The sequence below is a fragment of the Novosphingobium sp. SG707 genome (assembly GCF_012275515.1).
Taxonomy (GTDB): domain Bacteria; phylum Pseudomonadota; class Alphaproteobacteria; order Sphingomonadales; family Sphingomonadaceae; genus Novosphingobium.
On sequence record NZ_JAAZQL010000002.1, the window covers coordinates 689736 to 710680 of the forward strand.

At 60.8% G+C, this 20945-nt stretch carries 28 protein-coding genes and 1 tRNA gene; 9 read left to right on the forward strand and 20 right to left on the reverse strand.

Features of this window, described 5'->3' with window-relative positions:
- Positions 1–50: 50 nt before the first annotated feature.
- The 3 genes from FHW92_RS08000 to FHW92_RS08010 form a co-directional block, all read right to left on the reverse strand.
- Positions 51–1226 carry a heparan-alpha-glucosaminide N-acetyltransferase domain-containing protein gene (locus FHW92_RS08000; RefSeq protein ID WP_168602706.1) on the reverse strand — a complete coding sequence of 392 codons (1176 nt, stop codon included), beginning with the start codon at positions 1224–1226 and terminating at the stop codon, positions 51–53.
- 59 nt (positions 1227–1285) lie between these two features.
- The gene (locus tag FHW92_RS08005; protein ID WP_168602707.1) at positions 1286–1549 is read right to left on the reverse strand and encodes a hypothetical protein; all 264 of its coding nucleotides are present in this window, start codon (positions 1547–1549) and stop codon (positions 1286–1288) included.
- A 131-nt stretch (positions 1550–1680) separates the two neighbouring features.
- Positions 1681–2046 carry a copper resistance protein CopC gene (locus FHW92_RS08010; RefSeq protein ID WP_168602708.1) on the reverse strand — a complete coding sequence of 122 codons (366 nt, stop codon included), beginning with the start codon at positions 2044–2046 and terminating at the stop codon, positions 1681–1683.
- Positions 2047–2192: 146 nt separating this feature from the next.
- On the opposite strand from FHW92_RS08010, the gene FHW92_RS08015 reads away from it, so the two are divergent.
- The 4 genes from FHW92_RS08015 (at position 2193) to FHW92_RS08030 (ending at position 5381) form a co-directional block, all read left to right on the forward strand.
- Entirely contained in the window at positions 2193–2462 is a 270-nt protein-coding gene (locus FHW92_RS08015) for a hypothetical protein (RefSeq protein ID WP_168602709.1), read from the forward strand.
- Positions 2459–2908 (forward strand): periplasmic heavy metal sensor, encoded by a 450-nt coding sequence (locus FHW92_RS08020; protein ID WP_168602710.1) that lies wholly within the window; start codon positions 2459–2461, stop codon positions 2906–2908. The genes FHW92_RS08015 and FHW92_RS08020 overlap by 4 nt, the downstream gene beginning before the upstream one ends.
- Complete coding sequence (locus tag FHW92_RS08025; protein WP_168602711.1) at positions 2908–3498, forward strand: sigma-70 family RNA polymerase sigma factor; 591 nt, start codon at positions 2908–2910, stop codon at positions 3496–3498. Before FHW92_RS08020 ends, FHW92_RS08025 begins: the two co-directional genes overlap by 1 nt.
- Before the next feature lie 680 nt (positions 3499–4178).
- A complete protein-coding gene (locus FHW92_RS08030) occupies positions 4179–5381 on the forward strand; it encodes a glycosyltransferase (RefSeq protein ID WP_168602712.1) in 1203 nt (400 codons plus the stop codon).
- Positions 5382–5516: 135 nt separating this feature from the next.
- Here FHW92_RS08030 and FHW92_RS08035 read toward each other — a convergent pair.
- Positions 5517–5593: transfer RNA gene (locus tag FHW92_RS08035), tRNA-Pro, on the reverse strand.
- On the opposite strand from FHW92_RS08035, the gene FHW92_RS08040 reads away from it, so the two are divergent.
- Together FHW92_RS08040 and FHW92_RS08045 are read left to right on the forward strand one after the other, a co-directional pair.
- Entirely contained in the window at positions 5566–5754 is a 189-nt protein-coding gene (locus tag FHW92_RS08040; protein WP_168602713.1) for a hypothetical protein, read from the forward strand. The two genes, FHW92_RS08035 and FHW92_RS08040, sit on opposite strands and share 28 nt — an antisense overlap.
- A 155-nt stretch (positions 5755–5909) precedes the next feature.
- The gene (locus FHW92_RS08045) at positions 5910–6473 is read left to right on the forward strand and encodes a hypothetical protein (RefSeq protein ID WP_210428399.1); all 564 of its coding nucleotides are present in this window, start codon (positions 5910–5912) and stop codon (positions 6471–6473) included.
- Positions 6474–6663: 190 nt separating this feature from the next.
- On the opposite strand, the gene FHW92_RS08050 is transcribed toward FHW92_RS08045, so the two are convergent.
- From FHW92_RS08050 to FHW92_RS08080, 7 genes are all read right to left on the reverse strand, one after another.
- Positions 6664–6834 (reverse strand): hypothetical protein, encoded by a 171-nt coding sequence (locus FHW92_RS08050; protein ID WP_168602715.1) that lies wholly within the window; start codon positions 6832–6834, stop codon positions 6664–6666.
- Positions 6831–7127, reverse strand: a complete 297-nt coding sequence (locus tag FHW92_RS08055) for a hypothetical protein (protein WP_168602716.1) — start codon at positions 7125–7127, stop codon at positions 6831–6833. Before FHW92_RS08055 ends, FHW92_RS08050 begins: the two co-directional genes overlap by 4 nt.
- 1 nt (position 7128) lies before the next feature.
- Entirely contained in the window at positions 7129–7392 is a 264-nt protein-coding gene (locus FHW92_RS08060; protein WP_168602717.1) for a hypothetical protein, read from the reverse strand.
- 57 nt (positions 7393–7449) lie between these two features.
- Complete coding sequence (locus tag FHW92_RS08065; RefSeq protein WP_210428400.1) at positions 7450–7713, reverse strand: hypothetical protein; 264 nt, start codon at positions 7711–7713, stop codon at positions 7450–7452.
- 82 nt (positions 7714–7795) lie between these two features.
- Positions 7796–7939 (reverse strand): hypothetical protein, encoded by a 144-nt coding sequence (locus tag FHW92_RS08070; protein WP_168602718.1) that lies wholly within the window; start codon positions 7937–7939, stop codon positions 7796–7798.
- Positions 7936–8433 carry a glucosaminidase domain-containing protein gene (locus FHW92_RS08075; protein ID WP_168602719.1) on the reverse strand — a complete coding sequence of 166 codons (498 nt, stop codon included), beginning with the start codon at positions 8431–8433 and terminating at the stop codon, positions 7936–7938. Before FHW92_RS08075 ends, FHW92_RS08070 begins: the two co-directional genes overlap by 4 nt.
- Positions 8434–8445: 12 nt before the next feature.
- A complete protein-coding gene (locus FHW92_RS08080) occupies positions 8446–8772 on the reverse strand; it encodes a phage holin family protein (RefSeq protein WP_168602720.1) in 327 nt (108 codons plus the stop codon).
- A 72-nt stretch (positions 8773–8844) separates the two neighbouring features.
- Between FHW92_RS08080 and FHW92_RS08085 the strand changes: the two genes are divergently transcribed.
- Both FHW92_RS08085 and FHW92_RS08090 read left to right on the forward strand, forming a co-directional pair.
- Positions 8845–9006 (forward strand): hypothetical protein, encoded by a 162-nt coding sequence (locus FHW92_RS08085; RefSeq protein WP_168602721.1) that lies wholly within the window; start codon positions 8845–8847, stop codon positions 9004–9006.
- 154 nt (positions 9007–9160) lie between these two features.
- Positions 9161–9562, forward strand: a complete 402-nt coding sequence (locus tag FHW92_RS08090; protein ID WP_168602722.1) for a hypothetical protein — start codon at positions 9161–9163, stop codon at positions 9560–9562.
- A gap of 49 nt (positions 9563–9611) precedes the next feature.
- Here the strand turns inward: FHW92_RS08090 and FHW92_RS08095 are convergent, their stop codons facing one another.
- From FHW92_RS08095 to FHW92_RS08135, 9 genes are all read right to left on the reverse strand, one after another.
- Positions 9612–10991: a hypothetical protein gene (locus FHW92_RS08095; RefSeq protein ID WP_168602723.1), complete on the reverse strand. Its 1380-nt coding sequence runs from the start codon at positions 10989–10991 to the stop codon at positions 9612–9614.
- 131 nt (positions 10992–11122) lie between these two features.
- A complete protein-coding gene (locus tag FHW92_RS08100; protein WP_168602724.1) occupies positions 11123–11665 on the reverse strand; it encodes a hypothetical protein in 543 nt (180 codons plus the stop codon).
- A gap of 15 nt (positions 11666–11680) precedes the next feature.
- Positions 11681–13261 (reverse strand): hypothetical protein, encoded by a 1581-nt coding sequence (locus tag FHW92_RS08105; protein WP_168602725.1) that lies wholly within the window; start codon positions 13259–13261, stop codon positions 11681–11683.
- Positions 13261–13686: a hypothetical protein gene (locus FHW92_RS08110; RefSeq protein ID WP_168602726.1), complete on the reverse strand. Its 426-nt coding sequence runs from the start codon at positions 13684–13686 to the stop codon at positions 13261–13263. The genes FHW92_RS08105 and FHW92_RS08110 overlap by 1 nt, the downstream gene beginning before the upstream one ends.
- A 19-nt stretch (positions 13687–13705) precedes the next feature.
- On the reverse strand, positions 13706–15868 hold the full coding sequence (locus FHW92_RS08115) for a phage tail protein (RefSeq protein WP_168602727.1): 2163 nt from the start codon (positions 15866–15868) through the stop codon (positions 13706–13708).
- Entirely contained in the window at positions 15865–16320 is a 456-nt protein-coding gene (locus FHW92_RS08120) for a hypothetical protein (RefSeq protein WP_168602728.1), read from the reverse strand. Before FHW92_RS08120 ends, FHW92_RS08115 begins: the two co-directional genes overlap by 4 nt.
- A complete protein-coding gene (locus FHW92_RS08125; protein WP_168602729.1) occupies positions 16317–16955 on the reverse strand; it encodes a hypothetical protein in 639 nt (212 codons plus the stop codon). Before FHW92_RS08125 ends, FHW92_RS08120 begins: the two co-directional genes overlap by 4 nt.
- 3 nt (positions 16956–16958) lie before the next feature.
- The gene (locus tag FHW92_RS08130) at positions 16959–17564 is read right to left on the reverse strand and encodes a hypothetical protein (RefSeq protein WP_168602730.1); all 606 of its coding nucleotides are present in this window, start codon (positions 17562–17564) and stop codon (positions 16959–16961) included.
- Complete coding sequence (locus tag FHW92_RS08135; RefSeq protein WP_168602731.1) at positions 17561–20272, reverse strand: phage tail length tape measure family protein; 2712 nt, start codon at positions 20270–20272, stop codon at positions 17561–17563. The genes FHW92_RS08130 and FHW92_RS08135 overlap by 4 nt, the downstream gene beginning before the upstream one ends.
- A gap of 80 nt (positions 20273–20352) precedes the next feature.
- Between FHW92_RS08135 and FHW92_RS08140 the strand changes: the two genes are divergently transcribed.
- Complete coding sequence (locus tag FHW92_RS08140) at positions 20353–20943, forward strand: hypothetical protein (RefSeq protein WP_168602732.1); 591 nt, start codon at positions 20353–20355, stop codon at positions 20941–20943.
- The last annotated feature ends 2 nt before the right edge of the window (positions 20944–20945 follow it).

Consider the following 20945-nt stretch of genomic DNA (forward strand, 5'->3'; position numbering starts at 1 on the left):
AAAGAAGGGGGGCGCGGCACGATTGATGCGCGCGCCCGTCGCCCGCCGCTTCAGAGATATTTAAGCCATGCCAGATCGCGGCGGCGCTGCTTCAGCCCGGCAAACCAGCGCGTGGGCAGGTAAAGCACCGGCAGCAGGATCGCGACCCAGATCCACACGGTGGACAGGTGATCGACGCCGAAGAACTGACCCTTGACCGGGCCATAGATCGCCATGGCGACATTATAGATCACCTTGAGCGTGTAGAGATGCAGCACGTAATAGAACAGCGGCGCCCCCCCAAGGCATGCCAGCATCGGCATCGCGCGATGATCGCCCAGCCGTTCAAACCACGCCAGCAGCAGGCATCCCGCGCCAAGCGTCGGCATCAGGAACAGCAGGCTGGGCGGATATTTGGTCAGCGCAAGGAAGCTCATCACGGTGCGCAGCGGGGTTTGCGCCACGAACCAGGGCTTGTCGCCATAGATATTGGCAAAGCGCAGCAGGACAAAGCCCAGCACCAGCCCAAGCCCCAGCAGCGCCAGACGGCGGATGTGCGGCGCAGGATCGGTTCCGCGCGCAAACCACGGCCCCATGCCATAGCCCAGCGCGATCACACCGATCCACGGCAGGATGGGATAGGTGATCTTGACCGTCATCCAGTCCACCGCATGGATCGCGGCGCGCTGGTGCAGCAAGGCCCATGGCACATACCACGCATCGCCTTCGACCAGCCGGATCGGGTCGAGCAGATTATGCAGCGTGACAATCCCCAGGCCCAGCGCCACCAGCACCGCACGCGGCAGATGCAGCAGCGCCGCCAGCGCCAGCATCGACCCGCCGATCGCCCACATCACCTGAAACCAGACGGTGGGCGGGGGAAAGTGGTTCGCCTGCGTAGGCCATGCATAGCACACGATCGAGAGTTCGAGCGCGATCAGGAACAGGCCGCGCTTGACGAGGAAGGTGCTGACCTCGCCCTTGCTGTGCGACTGGCCATAGAGCCATGCCGACATGCCCGTTAGTGCGACAAAGACCGGCGCGCAGAAGGTGGAGAGCAGGCGCGTGAAGAACAGGCCCGGATCGACGGTGTTGGCATCGACCGGGTCGCTGACCTGCAGATGCAGGAAAAAGGTTTCGCGCACATGGTCGACCAGCATGAAAGCCATCACCAGCCCGCGCAGGGCGTCAATGGCGATCAGGCGCGTGGAAGGCGGGCGCGTGGATACAGAAGATTCTTGTGTCATGTTATATCCTCTTATCGAGGCGATTCCCGGGCGGTCAAGCGCCGTAACAAGGCTGCTCCTCATTCCGGCGTGCAGGCCGGCGCGTGGGGCAGGTTCAGGCTTGGAGGCAGTATAAAATCGTGTCTGGCGCCGCTTTGGCTCCAATTCGGGCCATCGGCATGGAAAGCCGGATCGCGCAGACGGAAACAAGCCGCATCTTCGCCGTGGAGCGGCGCAAGGCGGCGCGCGTCCGGGGCAAAACGGATGCTATGGGCCGCCACAGGGGCGGCCAACAAGGCCATCACCCCACCCCCCAGCGCGATCAGCGGCAGTTTCATCGTCATACGGCCCCCCGTTCAACAAGGCCGCGAGGCAGCCCCGTGTTGTGACGAGCTTATGACAGATCTGCACATTACTTTGCCGAAAATGATAGGTCCGGCGGCACAGTGTCGCGTTGGGGTGGGGGTTCTCGGTATTAGTGCGTGTTGAAGGTCACGGCGCCGCTGGCCTTTTCGGCGCTCTTGTTGGCCACATGCCAGCGCGCGGCATAGGTGCCCTCGGACAGGGGGCGGGGCAGGGTGGCGACCATCGCGCGGCCGTCGGGCGAAATGGCGACCTTGACGCCGCCGGTCTTCATCGGCTCATGGTGCTCCATGCCGGGCATCCCGGTCATCAGCACCTCGACGCCTGAGGCGGCCGGGTCGATGGCCTCGCTGAAATTCAGCGTGATGCGGGTGACATTGGCGGTGTCGCTGCCTTCGGCCGGGGTGGCCGAGGTCAGGGCCGGGGCAGCCAGCGCCGGTGTAGCAAGGGCGATCAGGGGCAGGATCAGGAAACGCATGAGCAAATTCTCCGCTTTTGGATGATTGGAGGGATGTCATCAGCCGATACGCATGGCAGGGCGATGCCCCTCGCAGAAAAAGTGAGGGGCCGGGCCAATGGCTGCGTATAGAAGGCGAAGGGCAGTTGCGAAGAGGCGAGGCTAGGATGAAGGTGCAAATCGACGATCTGCTGGCGCGACTGGGCGCGGCGCAGTCCGACCCGCGGCTCGATGGAATCGAGGCGGCGGTGCTGGAAGGCGCCGAGCGCGCGCGGCAACCGGCGCTCTCGGTGCCGATGCTGGCGGGGATTGCGGCCATCGCGATGGTTTCCGGGGCGCTGGTTTCCGGATTGGGCGCCGCGCCGCGCGCGCCGGTCGATCCGCTGGGGCAGGGGCTGGCGCTGGCGCCGTCGACCTTGCTGGAGCGGGCGCTGTGAATCGCAAGGGATCGTTGCTGCTGGCGCTGGCGCTGGGTTTTGCCGGGGCCTTGGGCGGGGCGATGGTGGCGCGGATGATGCCGCATCGGGCGCAGGATGAAACCGCGCTGCACCAATTGCTGCATGACGAACTGGCGCTGGATGCATCGCAGCAGGCAAGGATTGCGACGATGAACGCCGGCTTTGCCGTGCAGAAGGCGCAACTGGTGGCGCAGCAGCGGGCGGCCAATGCCGATCTGGCGGCGGCCCTGCGCGATGAACATTCCTATGGGCCGCGCGTGGCCGCCGCCGTGGACCGGTCGCATCACGCGATGGGGGCGCTGCAAAAGGCGACGCTTGAGCATGTCTTTGCCATGCGCGCGGTGCTGCGCCCCGATCAGGCGGCGCGTTTCGATGCCGGGGTCGCCCGGATGCTGACGGCCACGGAGGCGGATCAGCCGCGCTGATGCCTGCGCACGACGCCCGGAGCCCGGAAGCCTTCAACCGTCAAGCATTGAGCGATGGCGATCTGGCCGCGCTGGCGCTGGGCGGGCGGCAGGCGGCCTACAGCGCCCTGTTGCATCGCCACCGCGACGTGGTGTTCCGCATCGCGCGCGCCTCCTGCGGTGACGAGGATGCCGCATTGGACATTACCCAGCAGAGCTTCATCAGCGCCTTTGCCGCGCTGGGGCGTTATGACCGCACGCGGCCCTTTGCGCATTGGATCGCGCGGATCGCGCTCAACAAATGCCGCGACCGCGCGCGTCGCCGGAAATTGCGCGCGTTGTTCTCCTTCGCCCTGCCCGAGGATCACGAGCCCAACATGCCCGATCCGGCCGTGGGGGCCGATGACGCCTTGGCCGACCGGCAGGAACTGGCGCGCGCGATGGCCGCCATTGCCCGCCTCCCCGCGTCCCAGCGCGAGGTGCTCGTGCTGCGCGGGGTGGAGGGTATGGCGGAGGCCGAAGTGGCGGCCTTGCTGGGCATTACGGGCAAGGCGGTGGAAACGCGCCTCTATCGCGCCCGTCGCGCCCTGGCGGAGATGCTGGAAAAATAGCGCCGGGCGGGCGGTCTGAAATTAGCGAAAGCGTCAGGTCCGAGGCATCGCGCCTTGGCGGTGGTAACATTTCATTGCCGGGGCGATGAGGCGGCCCATCGCGCCATTGGTCCATGGCCGGCTCGCTAATGGGGATTGCCCTGTCGGTGGTTGCAGGGGGCGTCTGCCATCTCGGGCTGGAAAAGCCGCTGTCGCGCTGGCTGCTGTCCTTTAACCAACAGGTGGCGGGGAAAGGCACCGCGTCCGATTCTATGGCCAAGTCTGCCGCATGGGCTCCGGCGGATTGGTGCATAAAGCGCGCGCCATCGCCGGGGGGCATTTTATGGATTTAGGCGCTGAGACAAGGATTTACAGATAATGATCTTGGCGTTCTGCTGAATATTACGAGATTACGATATTAAAAGATGGTCCATCGGTTTGGGCTGTAACTATAGTTATCTATTGATGCGGATTTAGAAAGTCTGGATGGGTAAATGTTATTGTCATGCCGGTGATGGTTTGAGGTATATGGATGAAAATTTAGGAAAATATATCCAAAGCGGTTGATTTTTTGTGATGTGATAACTGAATTGCGTAGCTAAGTTAAAATGCGTAAACCACAAATTTAGAGATAGTCAAACTGACATAAAAATTCCATATAAACCCGAGGATCTGATGGGGACGCAGACGGACCGGGCGATATGAAGATTTTACGGATCATAGCCTCCGCCGATCCGGCGGAAGGTGGGCCTATCGAAGGAGTGTTGCGAACAGGAGTTGAACTGGCACGGAATGGTCATGAACAGGATATCCTGACCATGGATTCACCCGATGCGCCGTTTCTGGCCGATTGCCCGGGGGGGGTGATCGCCATGGGAAGGCCGACGCAGGAGGCGAATGCGGGCAGTGCGCTGCTTCGCGCGATGGAAAGGCGTGTCCGTTTTTCTCCTTACGCCATTCCCTGGCTCAGGGCGCATCGCGACGAATATGACGTCGCGATCATCGAAGGGCTGTGGAATTTCAGCACGACGGCGGCCCGCTGGGGACTGGTGGGGGGCAACACGCCCTATCTGGTCTATACCCATGGCATGCTCGATCCATGGTTCAAACAGAACTATCCGATCAAATCCATGGCCAAGCAGATGTCCTGGCTGTTGAATGAAGGGCCTTTGCTGGCCAATGCCTCACGCGTGCTTTTCACCACCGAAGAGGAGAAGCTGCTCGCCCGCGATGCTTTCTGGCCCTATCGGGTGCGCGAGAAAGTGGTGGGCTATGGCGCGTTCAATCCGCCGGCCGATGAGATCGATCAGCAGATTGCTGCTTTTCGTCAGGCGGTGCCGGAACTGGGCGACAGGCCCTTCCTGCTGTATCTCAGCCGCATTCATGAAAAGAAGGGATGCGATCTGCTGATTGAGGCTTTTGCCGAATATGCCGCGCGCCATCCTGATATCGATCTGGTGCTCGCGGGGCCGGATCAGACCGGGCTCAAGGCATCATTGCAGGCGCTGGCGGCAAAGTTTGGTGTGGCCGCACGCATCCATTGGCCCGGCATGTTGACCGGAAACGCCAAGTGGGGCGCCTATCGTGCGGCGCTCGCCTTTACCCTGCCGTCGCATCAGGAAAATTTCGGCATTGTCGTCGCCGAGGCGCTGGCTTGCGGCGTGCCGGTGCTGATCTCGAACAAGGTCAATATCTGGCGCGAAGTGGCGGACAAGCGCGCGGGCTTTGTGGCGCCGGACACGCTGGATGGGACGCGTGAATTGCTGCAGCGTCTGTCCGCCCTGTCGGGCGAAGAACGGGCCGAGATGGGGCAGCGGGCGCGGGCCTGTTTTGAACGTCATTTCGATATTCGCAACGCGGCTCTGGCGCTCGAAGCGGTGGCCAAGGAAGCCTGTCACTCTTAATGCAGAGGGGCTCAGGCCATGCCCCTTTTGACGCGATCCGTTGAACGCGCAGATCACGATCGCGCGGCAATCCCCAAAATCCACGTTTTGCAGTGAATCAGTGCTGCCCTCGGACGGGTGAAAACAATTGGGAAATGGTCGGGGAGACAGGATTCGAACCTGCGACCCTCTGCTCCCAAAGCAGATGCGCTACCAGGCTGCGCTACTCCCCGACACGGCCAAGCCCTTAGGTTTGGCAGAGGTTCAGCGCAAGCGGAAAAACATGGCGCAGCAGATGGAGCGCAGGGATCGCGCCAAAATGGCCCCGCAAAAGAGATTGGCCTTTTCAGATTATCGTCAGTTATTTCGGCAAATTGATACTGGGACAGCATGATGGGGCGCCCATCTGCCGGTTTATAGATCCATTATGATGGTAGCCCGCCTTGAAAAACCCCGGTCGAGCCAAGATGAACGCCGCATGTCAACGGGGCATTCTGGTCCTGTTTTCAACGGGAGGGGCTCGTGTTCAAGTATATTTTTCCGTCAATCTTGCTGATTTCGTCGAATGCCGCGCTGGCACAGGGGGATTTGGCCAAGACCATCACTTTGGCGCCCAATGCCGAAGTGGTCGTCACGCCCAATGACACGCTGTCCTCCAAGTCGCTGAAGGTTGGCGACAAGTTCAAGATTTCCACCGTCTTTGATGTGATGCAGGAAGGTTATGTCCTGATCCCGCGCGGCACGCCGGGTGAGGCAAGCGTCAGCTATCGCACCGGCAAGGGGGCCTTTGGCAAATCGGCCAAGCTGGAGGTGACTTTCAACTCGCTGAAACTGGGCGACCGGGTGATTCCGCTGAACGGCACCTATCGCAGCGAGGGGCAGGGCAATGCAGGGGCCGCGGTGGGCGCGGTTGTCGCTGTTGGCGTATTCGGCGCCTTTGTCACCGGCCATTCGGCCACGTTGACCAATGGGCAGCAATTGCGCGCCCATACCGCTGATCCGGTGTCCTTCACCATTCCGGTCGGCACGGCGCCGCTGCAGGCCGCCGCGCTTGCCCCTGCCGCCCCCGTGGCCAAGGTGGAAAATGCCGGAGCGGCCGCGACTGTGAATTGATACTGCAGAGGGGGGGCGGTGCTTGCCGTTCCCCTTTTCGCGCGGTCAGGCATGGTGGGCCCGGCAGGAGAGCAATAATCTATATATTCCGATTAGTTAGTTTGCCCAACCCATAAAATGTTGACAACGAAGCCCCGCGAGTCGCCAGCTTCGTTGTCTAACCAAATTATCGAGCAATCTCACGCCGCGATCAGATCTTCTGCGCGCTCTCGTGCATGGCGTCCGAGGTAGCGCGCAGCGATGCAAGCGCCGTATCAACCGAGGCCTGATCGGACCCTTGCAGCAGTTCACGCTGCTTGACGGCGATGCTCACCAGCTGCTGGGCAGCAGCGATGATGGCCAGAATTTCGGCGGCGCTCATGATATGCCTCCCGCGCCGAAGGTGGCCAATTTGGCGGCAAAGGCATCCGCCGTCATCTGCCCGGCGCGGACCGCCAGCAACCAAGTATAGGCCCGCTGCTCGTGGTCGCGAAACGTCGCGCGATCGAGCTTGCCTGCCGCCACAAGGTTCTCTTCCGCCACGACGAACGCCTGATAGGCGCTCTCGGCCGAGCCCGCGACCTTGGCGCTAACGATGGCGCTGGGCGGTGCCGTCGTGCAGGCCGCCATGGGCGCGGCCATCGCCAGCGCGAGGGCGATGTGGATCTTGCGCATCTTACTTGCTCCCGATGATGGCATTGGGCACCAGCGGCGCCGCAGCCTTGAGGGCCTTGGCCCGCTGATAGGACGAATAGACGCTGAACATCGCGGGCAGAGCCGTGGCCGACAGGGCTACCACGGCATCAACTCCGCTCTGATCCAGCCAACCCTTGGCAATGGCGTAGGCGCCGATGCCGGTGATCAGGTGGCGAGACAGCGAGACAACTGCCGCCATTCCGGCGGAGGTGGGCTCGGTTACAATCGGATTATCTTCAGGCATTGTCGTAACACCTTTTTGATTTGTAATGATCGAGGGCGCGCCAGGCGCCCCCGGTGCTTATTTCGCCGGCGAAAAATCGACGTAGAACTTCTGGCCCGGCTCGAACTGGCCGAACAGCGCAGGGTTCGCGATCATGATCTGGAAGTTGGCGCTGGGCGTATAGCGGGCGAAGGTATTGTCCTCGTCCAGCCCATCGGTGTCGGCATAGCCGTTGGTCCGGCACACGCCGAAGAAGGTCACGGATTCACCGGTCACATTCTGCTCGGCATCCTTATGCTGAAATACAGAACCGACCTGAAGCTTGGCACGCATGGTATTCATGGGTTCATTCCTTTTGCTGTGAGACGAAAGCGGGCCGATTTGCGCCCGCCCTGATCGACATATTCCGCCAGTCCGGCCTCGATCAGCTGCCGGGCGGTTGAGGGCATGAAGGGGCATGTTCGCCCTGGGCGAGATAGATGCGGCCACCTTCCTTGCAGCGCGCCACAGCGGCATCGCCGCCATGGTCACGCATCCATTTCAGGGCCGCAGATGCCGAAGTCTTCACGGATGCTTTCCTTCGGCTGGAGGCTGATTATATTGGTAAAGGTTGGACCCGCGCATGATGGCTTTGAGCGTGGCGCCATACTTGGGATCGGTGGCGTAAACCCCGGTCAGGGCATCGGCGAAGGCGTTGGGATCGGGCAGCAACGCGCGCGCCTTGGCGTATGGCTTGCCGGTGGCCAGCAGCTTGCCGTGGGCTTCGAAATAGTCCTCAGGGCTGGCATAGTCCTTGAACCAGCGCTGGCACCGGACAGTCTGGCCGTTGACGACTTCGCGGGTCCAGCACAGTGTGGCAGGCTCCAGCGGAGTGCCTGGCACATGGGGAAAGACCGCATCTTTCACCTTGGCCGTGATACCGCCATAATTGTTCTTGCCGCTGACCGACTTGCCCCAGCCGCTTTCCAGCGCCCATTGGGCAAGGCTAATGCTGGCCGGGATGCCCCACTTGGCCTGCGAGGCGCGCGCGGCCGCGATGATTTCGGGTGCGATGGCGGGCATGACGATCTCCGATCAGGCTGCGGGCTTGCCGCCCAGGTATTTGTCGGCAACCCGGCCGAAGAGCAGATCGAGCGTGTAGGGCCCGAGGTAGCTGGCAAGGATTGCGGCGGTGACGGATGGCTGGATGGCGAGGTGGGCCCACACACAGACGCCATAGGCACCCCAACCCATGCCCAGCGCGATCGGCACATCAAACACCAGCGCGGCCGACCATGGCTTGCGGCGCCCGCGCTGGACCTCGCGGGCATGGAACATCAGGCGGCCCAGCAGGCCTCCCGCGCCGGTCCAGACATATTCGGGTGGGATAGGCGGAATATCGGCCATGAGTTCTCCGGGCATAAAAAAACCGCCTCGAGGGCGGTGGATGGATGACACTGGCGATCAGGCCTGATTTGCCCCAAAGATGGGCGCATGAATCAGATCGACCCCGAACTGCTAGAGAGAGTGGTTGCCGCGATGCGTGAGGCGGCGCGGCGTAATGGGGCCGACAGCCCCTATACGGAGATAGAGGCCATGGCGCGCGCGGCGGTAGGAGTGGTGATTATTGCCTTGCGTGATGCTCGCGGCGGTTAATCCCTCCGCCGCGAGGGTCGCGGGAATTGCAGAAACCCGCCGTTTCTTGCTATCTAATCGCGAAGGCGATACCCCCGCCGATACCCCGGCTTAATGATATTCGCATGATTTGTGGCGTTGACGTAGCGACGGGTATTCTGCGCATAACGCCTGCATGAAATACGTCATCCCCATCGCCTCTCTCACCGCCCACGTTAATCCCCTAGATGGGAAGATGTGGAATGTTTCCCCTATCAATTCTTCGGAAGTCAATCAGGCAGTGGTCGACAACAATGTCGATGACCGCCCTTGGCAGGAGGTTAAAGAATATCTGGAACGCCTGCCCACCAATGACCAACGGGAATATCATATTAAGCGCATTGCATGGCTGGTAACCAATCATTGCGGCAACAGCGCTCATCCGATGGGAATTGCCGAGCTGCCGAGTGGAATTGGGTTTGTGGACGGCAATCATCGCGCTGCAGCTGCGATTGTCCGCGGTGATTCTGAAATTGAGCTTGTCGTTGCCATTCTGGGTGACGTGACCGCTGTATTCCCGGGCGCGCAGGTCGCCTGAACGAGTTACGTGCCCGGGCTGTGCGATCTGCCCCGGGCACGCATTTGTATTATGCAGCCCGGCGCTTCTCGATCCAAGGCTGTCGCTGATTATCATTGGCGCCGATGACGTTCCGCTTGGGCAGAACTGCCTTGAGCTTGTTGGCAACATAGGTTGACGCGGAATGGACGCCCCCGACATCCGGCCCCACTGAACCCGCGCCGTTGAGGTGGATGTTGTCCGCCTGAAGCCATGCGCCGCCCGATGCCATAGGACCGGTCGATCCCATATCCTGATAGAGGTTTGCGCCAGCAAACACCTTGCCGGGCCATGATGCTGAGAGGGTGCTGATAGCCAGCGTTACAGCCGCTGAGTGCAGATCGTAGTTTGCAGTGGTTCCCCCGCTGGACCCCGGCGAGAAGCTGCTGCAACCGATAAACACTCCATCGAAGTTCTGGTTGAGATAATAGGTTGCCACGGCCATCAGGGCAGAGGCGGTCGTAATCGTACCGATACCGAGATCCGACTGCCCAATGTCGATATAGGCGAAGCGCTTGACCACGGTCTTGTCATCGAGTGCGGCGCGCAGGTTGCGCTGCTGCACCCCAAGCGGATCGTACCCCCGCCCTATCGTCGTGCTACTTGGGAAAATGACACCGTTGAGGGTGCCCACCCAGGTCGGGCTGTAGGTGGAAGTTGTGCTGTAGTACGCCTCGTTCTGTCGTGTCCACGTGATGCCGCCATCCGTCACCGTTCCGCCGATTGCCGCAGCCGTGAAATCGGGAGCACTTGACGCAGTGGCCGACCCGCCAGATTGGGCAATGATGGTCTGCGCGCCGTTGAAGCCGTTAACATCAACAAACGGGCCACGGGCGAAAGCGCTGCGATTGCCGCATCCGGCGGTGCAGAGAAACACACGGCCACTGACACTGATGAGATCACCAAAATATCCCAGATCGGTGCCGACCTGATAGGCATATGGTGCGCGCTGCCCATAATAGACGGTGCTGTTGCTACGCCCCTGCAAATAACCCGCCGTCATGGTGACCATGGACTTGGATGCCACCGCGCCCATGACGATATGCAGATCGTATCCTTGATCCCAAAGCTTGTCATAGACATCCGGCCAGTACCCGCCCAGCCGCGAGGTGGACGGCGCCATAGGATATTGAATCGACGGGTTGCGCGCACTTTTGAACGCTGTGGGATAGGATGCCTGATCGGCCAGAGCGACATTACCCGCCGTGACGGATTGTCCCTCTATGACCAGTTGAATGGCCTGCCGTTGGGCAGAGGGCGTAACGGCTGCGGTAATCGCTGCGGCGGACGCCTTTGCTTGGATCGCAAGTCCGCGCGCCGCCGGATCGATGCCCTGCGCCTGCGCGACCGGCGGCAAAATCAGGACGAGCGACATCATCACGGCCAGCAGCCGCGTCAAAATGCTTCTCATGGGATGGGTTCCTCGGGAAAAGGGTGTTTCGCGGCGGAGGAATTAACCGCCGTGGGGCGGTCAGAACCGCCGATTTTGGGGCTTTTGGGCCAAGGCGATACCCCGGCCGATACCCCACATTTTGCGGATGGTTACTGGCGCAGGGCCGCGTTGATCGTGCCGCTGGTGAGGCTGATCGAGAGGCAATATTTGACGCTGCCGGTGGTCACCGGGACATCGACCGCCTCATTGGCGTTGCCGGTGTAGCTGCCCCAGGTCTGGCCAGCCACCGTCAGCGCGTTGACCGTGGTGCAGTTGTCCACGCTGGTGCCAACTGCAATCGTGCCCGCCCAGGTGCCCGTGGTCACCAGCCGGATCGGATAGCCTGCCTGCGGGGCAAAGCCGCCCACCACGTAGACTCCCGCGCTGCCGGTGGCCGTGCAGCCGGTGGGCGTGGCGGCTGATGTCGTAGCCGACACCGTGCAGGGCGTGGAACTGGCGGCGGGGGTCGCCACCGGCAGGCCGACCGTGGGCCCGATGGCATAGCACTTGCCATCCTGCGCCATAGCACAGGGCGCGCTCATGGGCGCATAACCGGCAGGGGCCGCGGCTCCCGCCGGAGCATTTTGCGCCAGCAAAGGCGACGGCATCAGGGCAAGCGCCATCAGCGCCGCCAGACAGCGGATCATTTTCATCGGGATACCTCGTGGTTAAAGTGTGGGGCTACGAACCGGCTTGACGGTGTAGGATGCCCGTTGCGCGCCGCTCACGGCGGTCACAGTGATAGCTGTATCCAGCGTAATCGCGGGCGGGGTCGTTTGCAGGGCGCGATATTCCTGCGCCAGCGTGGCGATAATCGCATTGCCCGCTGAATTGAGGTGCGGATCATCGGCCGCAATGCGAAGGCTACGCGGAATGATACCGGCCGCTACATCGGCATTGTCTCCGCTCGATCCATTCCCCCCGGCCAACAGCCGCGCCAGCGTGTCACGGCCAGAGGCATCACGCACGTAATATTGGGGCCAACGCGCAGCCAGGCCATCATTGAAGGCGCGCAGGGCTGTGCCCACCGTGGTGCCGGCGCCGCTGTCGGGGCCGCCCGTAATGCCGAACAGCATGATACGCTGCCCGCGCGCACGGCTGATGATGGCAGCAATATCGTCATAGACACGCGGGTTGATATGATCCCCAGCCACGCCGCTGTAGTAATAGTTGTTGCTCATCATGATCCACAGTTCGGCGCGATCCAGCCATGCGGCAAAATCGGGGACGAACAGCGATTGGGCGGGAATATCTACAGCATCCAGCCCAGCGTCCTGCACCACGCTGTAGGCGCTGCTGCCGCCATTGGGGATCGAGACGGTGACGCGGCGGCCGCCATACGTGCCGGTCATGCTGGTGCCCGTTGTGAACGTATCGCCCGAATAGGTATTGAGAAATCCGAATGGATAGAGATAGGCATCGGTCATATCCGATGTGGCCGTGGCCGCGCCATTGATTGCCGTCACGCTGACGCTGGTGCCACCGGCGGGCAGATGGTTGCCCGCCACCGTGAGATAGAGCGGCAAGGCACCGGAGCGATAGGCCTGACGCGGCCCGGCATTGTATCGGGCGGGCGCATACAGCGTGAGCCCCAGCGCGGCGGCCAGCGTGGTGGGCCATGTGCCATAGCCGTTAGGATCGCTGATGCTGTCGCCCATCACCATGGCGGCGGGCGGTGCGGACCAATCGGCCACGGTCAATTCGCGCGCACCGCCGTCCACCTGGAATTTCCAGCCGCCCCATTCGATGGTCTGGTAATCCACCAGGGCCCCTTCAAGCATCCAGCGCAGAGCGACCGGCGGATGCGTGGCAGTCGAAAGCGCCGTCGCGCTTAGCGCCAGCAGCCGCAAGGCCTCCAATGCGCTAATGCGGCTGCTCAGATCAGAGACAGTTCCATTGAGCGTGTCAATTTCATCCTGCAAGTGGGCAAAATTGGCATCATGGGCGGTGATAATGGCGTTGAAGTCTGCCTGGTTGGTTCGGCCGACCCAGCCATCGGCGCCAGCCACGCCGTTTTGCGTCCAGACATAGATTCGCGCCTGATCGACCACATAGACGTGCAGTCCATAGGTGCGCTCCTCGGCAGGGATAGCGGCACGCTCTGTGTTGTCAGCCACGATGCGATAGGCCGCCCGCGACTGCAAAGCATAAGTTTTGGCCTGCGCTGCCGCCGTAAGAGCCGCCACGGTGCCTTCTCCCATGTTGAGCACAACCGGCCGGGCAGGTGCGGTATAATCGATCACAGGCATCAGATAGTCACCCCCGGATTGACGATGAATTTGCCCTCAGCAAGGATACTGCTCGGCCCATAAAGGGGCTGGCGACGGATATCATAGGCCAGCTCCAGCGGCTGCGACGGATCATCGGCCGCATAGGGCAGGGCGGCCAGATCGCCCACGTTGATCTGGATTCGCAGCAATGTGCCGCCCACCACGGCGCCAGTCACGGGATGCACCCAATCGGCGTGGTAAGACACCACCATGCCGGTTGATCCGGCTGCAGCCAGGCCCAGATTGATCAAGGGATCACCCGTCATTCCCGGCGCCGCGCGGATCTGCATGTCAAAATCATCGGCAGAATAATCAACGCCCAGCAATTCAAAATCCCCGTCACCATTCACGCCGCCGAACACGGCATGGCGCGGCGACACCAGATCATGGCGCACCATAAGCATAGGTTGCTCCTGTCAAAAATTAGATGGCGATGCCGCCGCCCGTTGTATCGGCCCCACCAGATGCCGGGGTGATGATCGTGCCCAAGCTATGCCGCCCGGGATGGGCTGCGCTGGGAATGGCCAATGCCTGATTAGTGGTTGCGCCAATCGCTGGCGCGCCACCTGCACGGCTGTTATCTTCGTAATAGAGATAATAGGTAGTGGCGTAAGATATCCCGGTTATCGCCGTCAGCCCCGCCAGCGCCGACGTCTTGTCAGGATAGACACGGTTGTGATCGGCTACCGAAATCCTCACTGCCGATCCGGTATCGTGCGCAGTGGCAAGACCCGTACCCGGATCGGTATAGCTGGCGTTGATCAGCTGCTGCAAATATCCAGCCGGGAACGATTCGCCGGAGGTCGCCGGACCATAGATTGTGCGTGGGCCGATCACTCCGCGCACACGATAGCGCACCCCGGCCTGATATTGCGTTCCGGGTGTGACGCTGGTGATTTCTTTGGTTGTGATACCTGGAGCCTCCAAACTGGCACCCAGCCATCCCTCATCATCGCCCAGACCCGAGGCATAGACGCGGTAATCAAAGACCACAGCATCCACATTTGACGGCGCGGCGACGCCCGTCACCAGCAATGCCGCCACAGATCCTCCATCACTGACCAGTGTGGTTCCGGATAGAGACCAGTCAGCCCCTGGCGCCGGGATCGACGTGTCATAGGTCAAACCCGTGATCGCTGGCGCTACGCCGGTTTGGCTAAGGGCAAAAGGATGCTTGGCATCAGTTTCGCCCTGCACGGTATAGGTGATCGAGCCATTTGTGGGATCGATGCGGCGCCCCGTGATCAACACCTTGATAGACCAGCCGGGCTCCGGCTGAAATGTGACGCAATCGCCGATTGCAAAATTCATCCACGCAGGCTTGAGCGGGATCGATCCCGGACCGGCTTCGCGCGCATCGCAAATGTCATAGGCGGCCAGCTGTGCCACCTGGTTGACATTCTGCACCAGAGGATAGGTGACCTCTTTAGTCCGCTCGCCGCCATCGGCGGTCACATAATCGGCCACCTGCACAAGCTTAGCACTGACCATTTCCCAATCATGCGCTTCGCTCCGGTATTGCGGAATGATGCCGTTGATCCGAGTCCGACGCTTCTGTGTGCCAGAAAAGGTGCATTTGCCGATAATGTCGGCATGTGTGATCGTGGCCAGCGAAACGCGCGGAGCCCTGTTGATCGCGGTGATGATGCCGCCCGGCATTGATGGCCGCGCGCCACCCGCCTGGAGCATGGCTTTCAGGCTATTCCAGGGCGTATCCGGCCGCGTGTAAACCTGCCCACCCAGCCTCCATTCGCGTGCATCATTGAGGTTCGCACCATCAACAAAGCTGGCCACGTTGATGCGGTTAATCGGCGCGCCAAGGCCCGCAACGCGCACCCCATTCTGCCACCGGCCGAGGCACCAGGTCAGGGCATGGAGGTGCGGATCCTCGCTGTACACATAGGTCGATTCGTCAAGCGCACGACATGCTCCCGACCCACCCGGATAGGTACTATCCTGTCGCGGATCATAGACGAGGACACCATTGACCAGCCAACCGGGCGTAGGAATGCTGGTGAGCGTGTCAGATGCCTTCGAATTATAGCAAAAGATGTTGAAGACCGAGGCAAGCCCCGAAAGCTTGTTGTCATTGTTCCATCCGGCGAAACCATCCGACCATCCCGGGGCGTAGCTTTCCGGACAGAGGCCCAGCGTCCGCTGTTCCCAGATATATCCGCGAAAGCCGTTCGATGCCTCAGCCATACCAACTGAATTCAGCGGATCGCGAACCATCCACGTCATAGTGGTCTTGTTCATGAAACTGGCTTCGTAGGCATGGATTGGCCCGATCGACAGAACCGTAGCGATGCCCATGAATTCATTCGCGCTGCCGCGCAGCAGCTTGGCTACTACATTGCCCGCAACCAGCGTCCGTCCCATCACATAGGGCAGGCCCGCATAGGGATCAGCCTTCCATTTGGTCTGGCTTCCCCCACCGGATGCAGACGGGCCCTTGCCGAACAGACCACCGGTTGCAGCCTCCACACCCATCACCGCCGCCGTAGCCAGCAATGTTCCAACTGGGCCAGCCACAACGGTGGCACCCACCACCAGCAGCACTTCGGCGGCGGTTTTCAGTACCTTCATTTCGCGCGCCCTTTCGGTTCTACGCGCCAGGCCGCCACCATTTCATGGGGCTGCATTACCACGGCGCCGTCGGGCGCATCAGGATGCCATCCCACCACGCGACCGTTGCCCAAGGCCACGGTCAAAGCCGCCAGACGTTCGGACCCGGTCTCGCTTGGCATCTGGATAATATCGCCTACCAATGCAGCCGCGGGCGCGATGCGTTCAAAGCCCAGCGCATCAAGAGCGGCGACCATGGAAGCCAGACCCAGCTTATCCAGCACCGCCTCAGCAGATTTTGCGGTACGATAAGACCGTGCCGGAGGCAGCTTAATATGATAGCCCAGACGGCGCAGATGGGATGCAGTCAGGCGCGCGCAATCGGCCTCGCCCAGGCGAAAGGCACGCGTCTTCCATTCGTCCAGCGTGGCCTGAGCCGCGTGGGTGCGCAGGATCAATCCATGTTCGGTCATGTGCGGTTGAAAGTCTCTGCATAGCCCGGCAGGTTAGACCGGGTATAAACAACGGAATTGTCGACGGCCTGACCCCAGGCCAGAGTGATTTCGACATCGGTGCAGTAATCAAGGCCCTTTTCTCCGGGCCATACGCTTTGATGGAAAGCGCTGGACAGGCGGCGGCCTTCCTCGATCTGGAAAAAGCGTTCGCCTACGCTGTTGACCCGATATTCCAGCCGCCGATCATTACCCGCCCAACTGATCGTGGGCACGTCCAATTCGCCGACAAACATCTGGTAGGGCACGGCAACCGGCTGTCCGGTGACCATGCTGACAACACCCACCATAATCTGGATTTCAGACCCTTGGATCGCTGGATCGATTAAAGCTGCCAAGGCGGTGTCGGAAGCGGGAATAAGGCCGATATTCAACGTGGGCGAATTGTCACCCATGTCTTCCTCGACTCCCTCGATCGTATCGAGCACGCCATAAGTCTCGTCACGCCCCTGGTAAAGTTCACCTGCAACAGTCAGCGCGCCGGCGCCATCCAATAGACGGATGGTATAATCCGGCAGGGCGCCTCGTATCGCACCAAACAGCAAAACCCGCGAGTCCTCTAGGGCGGTGGACATGGCGGGAGGCAGTTGCGACATGGATTATTCGTCCTCGGTGATGGTAATTGTGCCGAAATCGCAAAAGGGCGCGGACAGACGGGTCCAGCTCACTTCATTGCCGCTGATGCTGCCCTGAATGATCGGCGCGGCAATTTCGCAGATGTCGCCATCGGCCGGGCTGCGGCGGATCATCGGATAGATCGGCACGGCCGCCCGGCCATCCGTTCCCGCCACCACTGTCTGCGATGCGAAATAGAGGTATCGGCGCCCGGAAACGATGACCGGAACCGCTTGTCCTTCGCGAATGGCATAGGATGGGCGCAGGCCCCGAAGGGCAAGGGCAAAGCCGGTCTGCCCCGCGCCATCCACCACCGGCGATCCGGGCAAGCCGATGGTCAGGCCATCCTGCCGATAATGCATCAGCGCTCCGAATATCTTGGCCTGCGTCAGGCGCGATGACCAGATGCGGCCATCGGGTTCGGCGCGCATCAGCGGGATTGTGACCTCCAGTGCAAAGCGCGAGCCGAGACGCAGGATGGTCTGCACCGGGCCGCCCATGAAGGGCTTCAACTGGCCGCCAAAGTCCACGAAATGAACCTTGTCCACTTTCACCCCGCGCTTGCGGGGCAGCATGACGGGCATGGTCATCCGGGAATCCTCTGTTCGGCGCGTTGCTGCATTTGCTGTTGGGTCAATCCGGGCGCGGCGGCCAGCGCGGCGCTTGCATGCTGCGCGGAAATCTGCGCCATGTTGTCCATCAGCTCATTGGCCAAGATCGCACCCTTGGCATCGATCGAGAAATACTGGTTCACGGTCTGGCCCATCGGAGCCAATGAACGCGCGCTGGGGATACGGGGATAGGCCAGCGTAGCGGTCGCAGCCGACAGCAAGCCACCGTTGGCAAACTTGGGGAAAGTGCCCTTGTTCATAGCGTCGATCATCGGCCAGTAATTCCTGACCGCACGTTCGTTGACGATGCCTTCGCCGTTGGAAACCAGCACCGGATCGCGCCCATTGACCAACGCAAGGATGCTGTCGCTGGTGCCGGAGCCGGGGCCGGAGATCATGCCCGATCCAAGGCGCGTCCCTCCGGCGGCATAGCCCAGCAAGCCACCCGAGGCGCGGGCGGTAACCTTGCCGCCCGAGGCAAGGCCGAAGCCCAGCACCTTCACAAAGGCCTGTTCAATGGCGATGCGGGCCAGATCGGCAATGATGCTGGCCGCCATGCGCTTAAACGCGCTGGCCGCCGTTTCCGTGCCGGACACCAGCCCGACAAGGCCGTCTTCCAGCCCTTTCAGGCCGTTGACCTGTACGCTTTCCAATGAGGCGTTCATGTCGGCGGTCGATGCGCGTAGCTGTTGTTTATAAGACGCCATTGGCCCCGCATTCTGCTGTTCAGCCCGCGTGCGGCGAAGGTCAAAGGTCTGGTTGATATTGCCGATTTCGGCCATGCCCTGTTCGCCGGTCAGCTGGCCATCCGTGACCTTCTTGTCGACGGCAAGGATCGCCTGCTTGCGCTCATTTTCGAGGATTTGAAGCGCCAGCGTGCGCCGTTCGGCCACGGTAAGAGCCAAGGCAGACTGGGCCTGCAAAAGCTGTGTTTCCATCGACAGGGCGCTGCGCTGAACCTCAATCCAGCGGTCGGCAATATCGCGTTTGGTGCGTTCATCGATCTGCGCCTTTTTGGCCTCGGCCACCTCGCCTTGCTTATACTGCAAGGCGTCGATGTCGGCCCGGCTCCATTTCTCGCGCCGCCCCTGTTCCTCGGTGGCGCGCCGCTCGCGCTTACGGGCCATATCGACCGCCACCTTGTCCAGCCGCCCCAGTTCTTCCAAATCGGTGACGTTCTGGCGGGCGATATTGGCAAGGTCGGACAGGCTGCGCGAATAGGCCTCATCATAGGCCGCGTCGGACTTCTTTTCGGCCTCGGCATCGCGTGCCGTGGTATCCTTGGCCTTCTTGGGCTTTTTCTTGGCGGCGTCGGATGCCTGATCGATGGCCGTCAATTGGGCCTGCGCATCAGCTTCATTGGTGCCGCCGTTGATAAATCTGTTCTTCAGGTTCTGGCGCTGCAAGTCGAGCGCCGCCAATTTCTTGGCCTCTGGCGAAGCGTTGTCTTTTGCAGCTTGCTCGATCTGCACAAACCTTGCTGCTCGTACATCCCGTTCAGCATTCTTTTCCGATTGCTGAGCGTTAAACAGCCGGTTGCGGGCATCCTCCGCCCGTCTATCAGCGGCTGCGATGGCCGCATCGCGAGAAGCGCGGGCCGCCTCACCATTGCCCGGCATCTGGTTGGCGGCTCTTTGTGCCGCCTGCGCGGCCTGCAAATCGCGCCGTGCCGCCGAAACTTGATTGGCGAGGTTGGACTGGCTCTGCTGGTTTGCGTTCAGCTGTTCCTGATTAAGCTCACGCCGAGTTTTAAGCTGGCGCTCAAGCTCTTCGCTCAGCTTGCGCTCGCGAGCAATCGCACCATCCAGAGTATGGTCAAAGATCGCCTGAGCCTGATCGGCGATACGGGTATTTTCGGCCTGTTCTTTCAGCTTCTTGGCTGCATCGCCCACCTTGTCCTGAAACATATCCAGATGGGCCACCAAGGGCACAATGGCCACGGCCGCCGTGGAAAGCGCCATGCCCCATGGGCCGGAGAGGAAGGAAATCAGCTTGTTGCCTTCCCCCTCCATCATCTGAAACGCGCCGACGATCTGGCCGAATTGCTGGCTGAAAACCATGGCGGCGGGCATGCCGCCGGCCAGAGACGTGGCCACATCGGACACCTGAAAGCTCAGGTCGCGCATGGCGTTGCGCGTGGCGCCGCTGACCTGTTGGATCTGGCGCTGAGCATTCGTATGGCGGCCCATGGCCTGTTCCATCGCGGCCAGCACGCTCGCCTGTGAGCGTAGCGAGGCCGCCTCTCTATCGGCATCCATGGCGGCGATACCGGCGGAAATACCAACTTGGCGAAGGGCCATCGCCTCGCGGGTGTTGGCTCCCTCGGCTTTTTCGGCGGCGGCGGCCTGTTCACGAAGCGAAGCGGCCAGACGATCCTGCGCCGCCGCGCGCTCCAATATGGAGGCCGATGTCAGGCCACCCAAGGGATCAAAATTGCCGCCTGATGCCGTCGCGCTGGAGGCCGCCCGCTGCCATTCCTTGACCTGCCGGGAGATATTACGCCCAATCTGTTCCCCTGCATCAACACCCGCATCGTTCAGCGAATTGCGCACCTTTTCCTGAATGCCTTCCAGCACCTCGCCAATGCTTTTGCTGGTGTCGGCAACATCCGTAGCAGCGGAGCGCAATGCCGCTTTCAGCTTGTCGGTCTGGCCATCCAGCACGAGGACAAGAGGTTTGACGGCCATTCACTTTGCTCCAATAAAAAACCCCGCCGGTCAGGGCAGGGTATGTTAGTTTTGTTCAAATTGATCGTGGGGAAGGTTCAATGATTCTAGCACCGCTTATATTTGCAGCAGCCGCATTGTGCGATTTGAAAGGATTATCCAAAAAAGATCGTGAGCTACTGGCTAGAACGCCCGAAGATATCGCATCTGTCGTAGATATTAAGGATGATCCATTCCAGCCTGCGCTAGAACTTAAGTTTGGTCCTTTTACTCCAAAAGATGCATTTTCAAGTTATGCGGTAATTAGAAGCTTTGTAGTTAAGAAAACAGGAGGTGCCGAGTTCCAAATTTACATTAGATCCGTATATATAGGTGATCATCGTGATTATTCGCGTGCTGCATATATGGATGGCGATAATCCTGTGACGCTTAATGTTTTGAAAATAGATACTTCTGTCATGCAGTGTGGGACATATGGCCGGTGTACCATGTCAGAAGATGTCGCGTTTGACGTTCCTGAGCGCGTTCTAAGAAAGGCAGCGGACCAAGCAAAGCTATGCTCAGAGGATGGCTGGCAATTTCGTATTTATGACCGTTTTGGTGAATACCAAAGCATCACTATACCCGGAACAATTGTTGCTGCTGCGATTTTGCGAACAAACCAAGCCAAAACATTAATTTCTGCAAAATGAGC

Excerpts from the sequence above, each read along its gene's own strand:
- FHW92_RS08095 (WP_168602723.1), bottom strand. The coding sequence starts at position 10,991 with ATGAGAAGCATTTTGACGCGGCTGCTGGCCGTGATGATGTCGCTCGTC.
- FHW92_RS08120 (WP_168602728.1), bottom strand. The coding sequence starts at position 16,320 with ATGACCGAACATGGATTGATCCTGCGCACCCACGCGGCTCAGGCCACG.
- FHW92_RS08065 (WP_210428400.1), bottom strand. The coding sequence starts at position 7,713 with ATGAATACCATGCGTGCCAAGCTTCAGGTCGGTTCTGTATTTCAGCAT.
- FHW92_RS08025 (WP_168602711.1), top strand. The coding sequence starts at position 2,908 with ATGCCTGCGCACGACGCCCGGAGCCCGGAAGCCTTCAACCGTCAAGCA.
- FHW92_RS08000 (WP_168602706.1), bottom strand. The coding sequence starts at position 1,226 with ATGACACAAGAATCTTCTGTATCCACGCGCCCGCCTTCCACGCGCCTG.
- FHW92_RS08060 (WP_168602717.1), bottom strand. The coding sequence starts at position 7,392 with ATGCCTGAAGATAATCCGATTGTAACCGAGCCCACCTCCGCCGGAATG.
- FHW92_RS08055 (WP_168602716.1), bottom strand. The coding sequence starts at position 7,127 with ATGCGCAAGATCCACATCGCCCTCGCGCTGGCGATGGCCGCGCCCATG.
- FHW92_RS08050 (WP_168602715.1), bottom strand. The coding sequence starts at position 6,834 with ATGAGCGCCGCCGAAATTCTGGCCATCATCGCTGCTGCCCAGCAGCTG.
- FHW92_RS08030 (WP_168602712.1), top strand. The coding sequence starts at position 4,179 with ATGAAGATTTTACGGATCATAGCCTCCGCCGATCCGGCGGAAGGTGGG.
- FHW92_RS08135 (WP_168602731.1), bottom strand. The coding sequence starts at position 20,272 with ATGGCCGTCAAACCTCTTGTCCTCGTGCTGGATGGCCAGACCGACAAG.
- FHW92_RS08080 (WP_168602720.1), bottom strand. The coding sequence starts at position 8,772 with ATGCCCGGAGAACTCATGGCCGATATTCCGCCTATCCCACCCGAATAT.
- FHW92_RS08130 (WP_168602730.1), bottom strand. The coding sequence starts at position 17,564 with ATGACCATGCCCGTCATGCTGCCCCGCAAGCGCGGGGTGAAAGTGGAC.
- FHW92_RS08100 (WP_168602724.1), bottom strand. The coding sequence starts at position 11,665 with ATGAAAATGATCCGCTGTCTGGCGGCGCTGATGGCGCTTGCCCTGATG.
- FHW92_RS08040 (WP_168602713.1), top strand. The coding sequence starts at position 5,566 with ATGCGCTACCAGGCTGCGCTACTCCCCGACACGGCCAAGCCCTTAGGT.
- FHW92_RS08015 (WP_168602709.1), top strand. The coding sequence starts at position 2,193 with ATGAAGGTGCAAATCGACGATCTGCTGGCGCGACTGGGCGCGGCGCAG.
- FHW92_RS08075 (WP_168602719.1), bottom strand. The coding sequence starts at position 8,433 with ATGCCCGCCATCGCACCCGAAATCATCGCGGCCGCGCGCGCCTCGCAG.
- FHW92_RS08115 (WP_168602727.1), bottom strand. The coding sequence starts at position 15,868 with ATGAAGGTACTGAAAACCGCCGCCGAAGTGCTGCTGGTGGTGGGTGCC.
- FHW92_RS08085 (WP_168602721.1), top strand. The coding sequence starts at position 8,845 with ATGAATCAGATCGACCCCGAACTGCTAGAGAGAGTGGTTGCCGCGATG.
- FHW92_RS08005 (WP_168602707.1), bottom strand. The coding sequence starts at position 1,549 with ATGACGATGAAACTGCCGCTGATCGCGCTGGGGGGTGGGGTGATGGCC.
- FHW92_RS08105 (WP_168602725.1), bottom strand. The coding sequence starts at position 13,261 with ATGCCTGTGATCGATTATACCGCACCTGCCCGGCCGGTTGTGCTCAAC.
- FHW92_RS08090 (WP_168602722.1), top strand. The coding sequence starts at position 9,161 with ATGAAATACGTCATCCCCATCGCCTCTCTCACCGCCCACGTTAATCCC.
- FHW92_RS08010 (WP_168602708.1), bottom strand. The coding sequence starts at position 2,046 with ATGCGTTTCCTGATCCTGCCCCTGATCGCCCTTGCTACACCGGCGCTG.
- FHW92_RS08125 (WP_168602729.1), bottom strand. The coding sequence starts at position 16,955 with ATGTCGCAACTGCCTCCCGCCATGTCCACCGCCCTAGAGGACTCGCGG.
- FHW92_RS08140 (WP_168602732.1), top strand. The coding sequence starts at position 20,353 with ATGATTCTAGCACCGCTTATATTTGCAGCAGCCGCATTGTGCGATTTG.
- FHW92_RS08110 (WP_168602726.1), bottom strand. The coding sequence starts at position 13,686 with ATGCTTATGGTGCGCCATGATCTGGTGTCGCCGCGCCATGCCGTGTTC.